The sequence below is a fragment of the Azospirillum sp. OGB3 genome (assembly GCF_014192915.1).
Classification (GTDB): domain Bacteria; phylum Pseudomonadota; class Alphaproteobacteria; order Azospirillales; family Azospirillaceae; genus Azospirillum.
Genome location: NZ_JACHYN010000051.1, coordinates 1 through 3,908, shown reverse-complemented (window position 1 = coordinate 3,908; position 3,908 = coordinate 1). Strand labels below are relative to the sequence as shown.

Below are 3,908 nucleotides of genomic sequence, written 5' to 3'. Positions count from 1 at the left end.
GGCGCTCGACCGTCCGGTGTCTGACGTCGCCAAGCTGCTGAAGGTCTCCCGTCAGACTCTGCACGCCATCCTGCGTGAAGAGGCGCCGGTGACCCCGGCTATGGCGCTGCGCCTGGGCAAGCTGTGCGGCAACGGGCCGGATCTTTGGGTCAACCTCCAGGCCCGCTATGATCTGGCCCGCCTCGCCACCGAGTTGGAGGACGAACTGGCCACCATCCCTACCCTCAACGCGGCCTGACGCGCAAACGAGCCCCCATCGCGACGGCGTGCCGCAATCAGACGTTCTACTTGGTGCAGGTGTAGAGCGCGGTCCAGTGGGTTGCCAGCGTGCCAGGGGGGCCGGGGATTTCCTTGGTGCTGATGATGCTGGCGGAGCTGTCGCTGTCGGCCTTGCAGAAGTAGTTGGCGTACTTGGTGGCGTCCCGCTCGATGCACCCAGGCTGATTGCAGGTGGCGCCTGAGAGATTCCAGAGGACCTTGCCGTCCCTTTCTCCGACAAGGCGTGGGCCGCCGTCGAGGTCGCCGCATGCGGCGAGCCCCACGGAGACGGCGAGAGCGAGGATAATGGTGATGGTGCGCATGCTGGGCCTCCCGTTAGGGTGGTAGCTTAGCCGTTGCCGTAGCTTTGTAGAAGCATTGGCTGGCGCGGGTTGTCGCCATCGCGTCATTGGGCGACCTGTGCCGGAACCGGCGTTTTTGCGACATGTAGTTGCTGACCGCGGCATGCGGGATTGGGCCGTTGCAAAACTTGTCGCGTTATGTTGTCGTGAAAGGGCATGGAGAAATCACGACAGATAGACGCCGCGCCCCACCAGATTGGCTACGCGCGAGTGTCCACCGAAGACCAGAAGTTGGATCTCCAGATGGCGGCCCTGTCCGCCGCTGGGGTGCGGCCCGATGACGTGTGGTCGGACAAGGCCAGTGGGTTGCGGTCGGATCGACCGGGGCTGGCCGGCGCCTTGAAGGCATGCCGGCCGGGTGACGTGTTGGTGGTGTGGCGCCTTGACCGGCTGGCGCGCAGCACAGCCGAGTTGCTGTCCATCGGTGACCGCCTTCAGGCGGCCGGGGTGGGGCTGCGATCTCTTACCGAGCACATCGATACCAGCAATGCGGCTGGTAAGTTGGTCTACACTGTGATCGCGGCCATGGCCGAGTTCGAGAGGAACCTGATCAGCGAGCGGACCAAGGCCGGCATGGCGGTCGCCCGTGAGAAGGGGCGGCGCGGTGGTCGGCCGGCGAAGCTAACCGATAAGCAATTGGCCCTGGCTGATGTACTCATGGCTGATCCTTCCACCACCGGCCAGCAGGTTGCGGACCAGTTTGGTGTTCACCGAGGCACCCTCTATAGGGCACTTCGCGATTTCCAACGGAAACGGACTTTAAAGGCGTGAGAGGGAGGAAATTGAAGTGCTAGTATCTGAGAAAATGGCCTTGATTGATAAAATTGGGCGCGAATTACAGGCAAAATATACCTACTCTGAAATCAATACCTTTTTGTCGGAATACGGAATCAATCATCCTAAAGATGTGACTGTAAATAGCAAATGGGTCTACTCAAAAACAGCTCTTCAAGGAGTGTCTGTGGAGAAATTAGTCAAAATAGCAATTGAATTAGGGATTGATATAAGAGCGGTTGCTCCGTCATATTTTGATAATACTTCATCAAGTAGCGTTAAATCAAAGGCATATTATTCAGTTAGAACGGGCAGAAACCCTATGTCATCTGGTCTAGATCTAAAGTCTATACTTGATATATTCAAGAGTTTTTATTCTGACATGGAATATGAGGGATATTTTCAGGAGTATTTGGGGTTTGAGTGCGTAGATGAAGATTTTGTCCCTGGAAAATTAGGGCGTGATGTTGGGTCAATAATATTAATTGAAGTAAGAAAAAGGAATTTGTTTCCTGTGTTTGATCATATTAATAGTTATTCAGAAGATGATTTATTTGACATAATAGAGTTTCTTTATGATCACTGCTCTAAGCCAGTGGAGCGCACGTATCATAGTTACGGTGATTGCGGATGGCATTGCCAAACTTTTGATCGTGAGCCAGGGAGAAAAGACTTTAGGGAAAAAATTAATAAAATTCTTAATATTTATGATAAGGGTTATGAACTATCTACCGATGGTGAGGTATTAATATTGGCCGACTCTGGCCTTCATGGTCTCTTCGAGGCACCTTTACCAAGTGTGGATCCGGATAACGTTGCTGCTCGTGTAACCGCGGCGCAACTAAAGTTTCGCCGCTCCCGTTCATCCATTGAAGATAGGCGAGATGCGGTAAGAGATCTCGCTGACGTTCTAGAATATTTGAGACCAAAAATAAAAGAGGTTTTAGCGAAAAAAGATGAAGCAGCATTATTTGAAATTGCCAATAAATTTGGTATCAGACATCATGATGATAAGCAACAAACTGATTACGATAAGCCAATATGGTACAGTTGGATATTCTATTATTATTTAGCGACAATTCATGCTTGCGTGCGATTGATTGAGAAAAAAGATCGGTACAGTAAAAAATAACGAAATATTGCTTGGCATGTTCAAGAAATAAGGATACTGAAAGGCATTTAACAAGTGACTACTAGAGAGTTAAGATCTCAATCTTTCGGAAAGCCCTTCGGCAGCGATCAGCAGGATCACTGTTGCGAAATCGGTAAGTTCGCCCGCCCTGGCGCTGTCGCGAAAAGGCGAAAATGGAAACAGAGCATCCGTTGTCGGCTGCTGTTCGTGAGGCGGCAGAGGCTTTCAACAAGGCGGTCATGGAAGCGACCGAAGCCGGGATGGTCGTCCAGGCTGAATTGCGCCAAGAGCGCTGGGTAGGGTTTGAATACCCTCGCCCGAAACTGGTAGCCGTCCCTTGCTGGCCGGTGTCGTGAAAGGGCGTGTAATGATTGATTTTGTCGTCGGTGCTGCCAAACATGTACGCTCAAAATTCCATCTGGCCCTTCCCGTATTTACAGCTTTAGCGCTGTCCGCTTGTGCAGAGCCACCGCGAATAGATCCTGGAATGCCTCTTATCCATCCCAGACCGCCATGGTTCATGGTGGCGGATGAGCCAACCCTCATTGCTCTTCGTCTTAAGACCATGATCACCGTATGCCGGAAAGATTTCTTGGATCAGGGGCCGATGGAGATTCGGGAGCTACCGGACGATACAAAGGATCTCGTTATCGATAGTACCAGCCCCCTGAGAATCGGATATCTAACGATCCGCAATACGCCGCGTGGCAGCGAAGTCAGCGTAGAAGGACAAAGGCTGAAAGCTGACTTTGCCCAGGTCCAGCGCTGGGCAGAAGGTGACAAGACGTGCTGAGCGCTGTCGCGAAAGGGCGAGAAAGGAGTGCTGGAGCGTGGCTGCGTCCACGTACATCCCGCGCTCTCATATCTCGGACAATTTGCGCACTTTCGTGCAGTGCCCCCGGGGTGTCATGGTAGGCAAGTAAACACCCAGTGACTAAACATCTAGATCATTGTGTCGCGGGCACTGACCAGCAGGAATCCCAAAGGAGCCTACGACCAGAGCGGAATGAGCCGATGACCGACACGCCACAAGTAAGCAATGCCTTCCAAACGTTCATGAAAGAAGCACCGGCCCACCAGCAGGCGTGGCTCGAAGCGGTGAAAAAGCTGGGAGTGGCCTCCGCCCTGGACGCCAAAACCGCTGTGCTCGTCTACATCGGAATTCTGGCCGCCGCCCGTCTCGAGAGCGGTCTGCCTTTCCATGTCGCCGACGCCAAGCGTTTGGGCGCCACGCGTGATGAGGTCGTCAGTGCCGTGCTGGCGGGTCTTCCCGCGGCGGCAACGCCGTGATTCAGGCTCTGCCGGTAGCACTAGCAGCTTACGACCGCAGCTAAGGAGACCCGTTGCGGATGGGACTATCTGGCGAGAACATCGGGACGTTG

General features: G+C 53.5%; 6 protein-coding genes. 5 read left to right on the top strand and 1 reads right to left on the bottom strand.

Annotated elements, in window-relative coordinates; translation table 11 throughout:
* The coding region (locus FHW79_RS32115) for a HigA family addiction module antitoxin (protein WP_183182660.1) at window positions 1-238 on the top strand (238 nt) is incomplete at its 5' end.
* Between the two features lie 46 nt (window positions 239-284).
* Here the strand turns inward: FHW79_RS32115 and FHW79_RS32110 are convergent.
* Window positions 285-581, bottom strand: coding sequence for a hypothetical protein (locus FHW79_RS32110; RefSeq protein ID WP_183182659.1), 297 nt, complete (start codon window positions 579-581; stop codon window positions 285-287).
* 195 nt (window positions 582-776) lie between these two features.
* Here FHW79_RS32110 and FHW79_RS32105 point away from each other — a divergent pair, with 195 nt between their 5' ends.
* From FHW79_RS32105 to FHW79_RS32090, 4 genes are all read left to right on the top strand, one after another.
* Complete coding sequence (locus tag FHW79_RS32105) at window positions 777-1,391, top strand: recombinase family protein (protein WP_183182658.1); 615 nt, start codon at window positions 777-779, stop codon at window positions 1,389-1,391.
* A 16-nt stretch (window positions 1,392-1,407) separates the two neighbouring features.
* Window positions 1,408-2,526 carry a hypothetical protein gene (locus FHW79_RS32100; RefSeq protein ID WP_247884730.1) on the top strand — a complete coding sequence of 373 codons (1,119 nt, stop codon included), beginning with the start codon at window positions 1,408-1,410 and terminating at the stop codon, window positions 2,524-2,526.
* Between the two features lie 337 nt (window positions 2,527-2,863).
* The gene (locus FHW79_RS32095) at window positions 2,864-3,319 is read left to right on the top strand and encodes a hypothetical protein (protein ID WP_183182657.1); all 456 of its coding nucleotides are present in this window, start codon (window positions 2,864-2,866) and stop codon (window positions 3,317-3,319) included.
* Between the two features lie 221 nt (window positions 3,320-3,540).
* A complete protein-coding gene (locus FHW79_RS32090) occupies window positions 3,541-3,816 on the top strand; it encodes a carboxymuconolactone decarboxylase family protein (RefSeq protein ID WP_247884729.1) in 276 nt (91 codons plus the stop codon).
* Window positions 3,817-3,908: the final 92 nt, after the last annotated feature.

Coding starts and splice junctions, on each gene's coding strand:
- FHW79_RS32110 (WP_183182659.1), bottom strand. CDS start 581: ATGCGCACCATCACCATTATCCTCGCTCTCGCCGTCTCCGTGGGGCTC.
- FHW79_RS32105 (WP_183182658.1), top strand. CDS start 777: ATGGAGAAATCACGACAGATAGACGCCGCGCCCCACCAGATTGGCTAC.
- FHW79_RS32090 (WP_247884729.1), top strand. CDS start 3,541: ATGACCGACACGCCACAAGTAAGCAATGCCTTCCAAACGTTCATGAAA.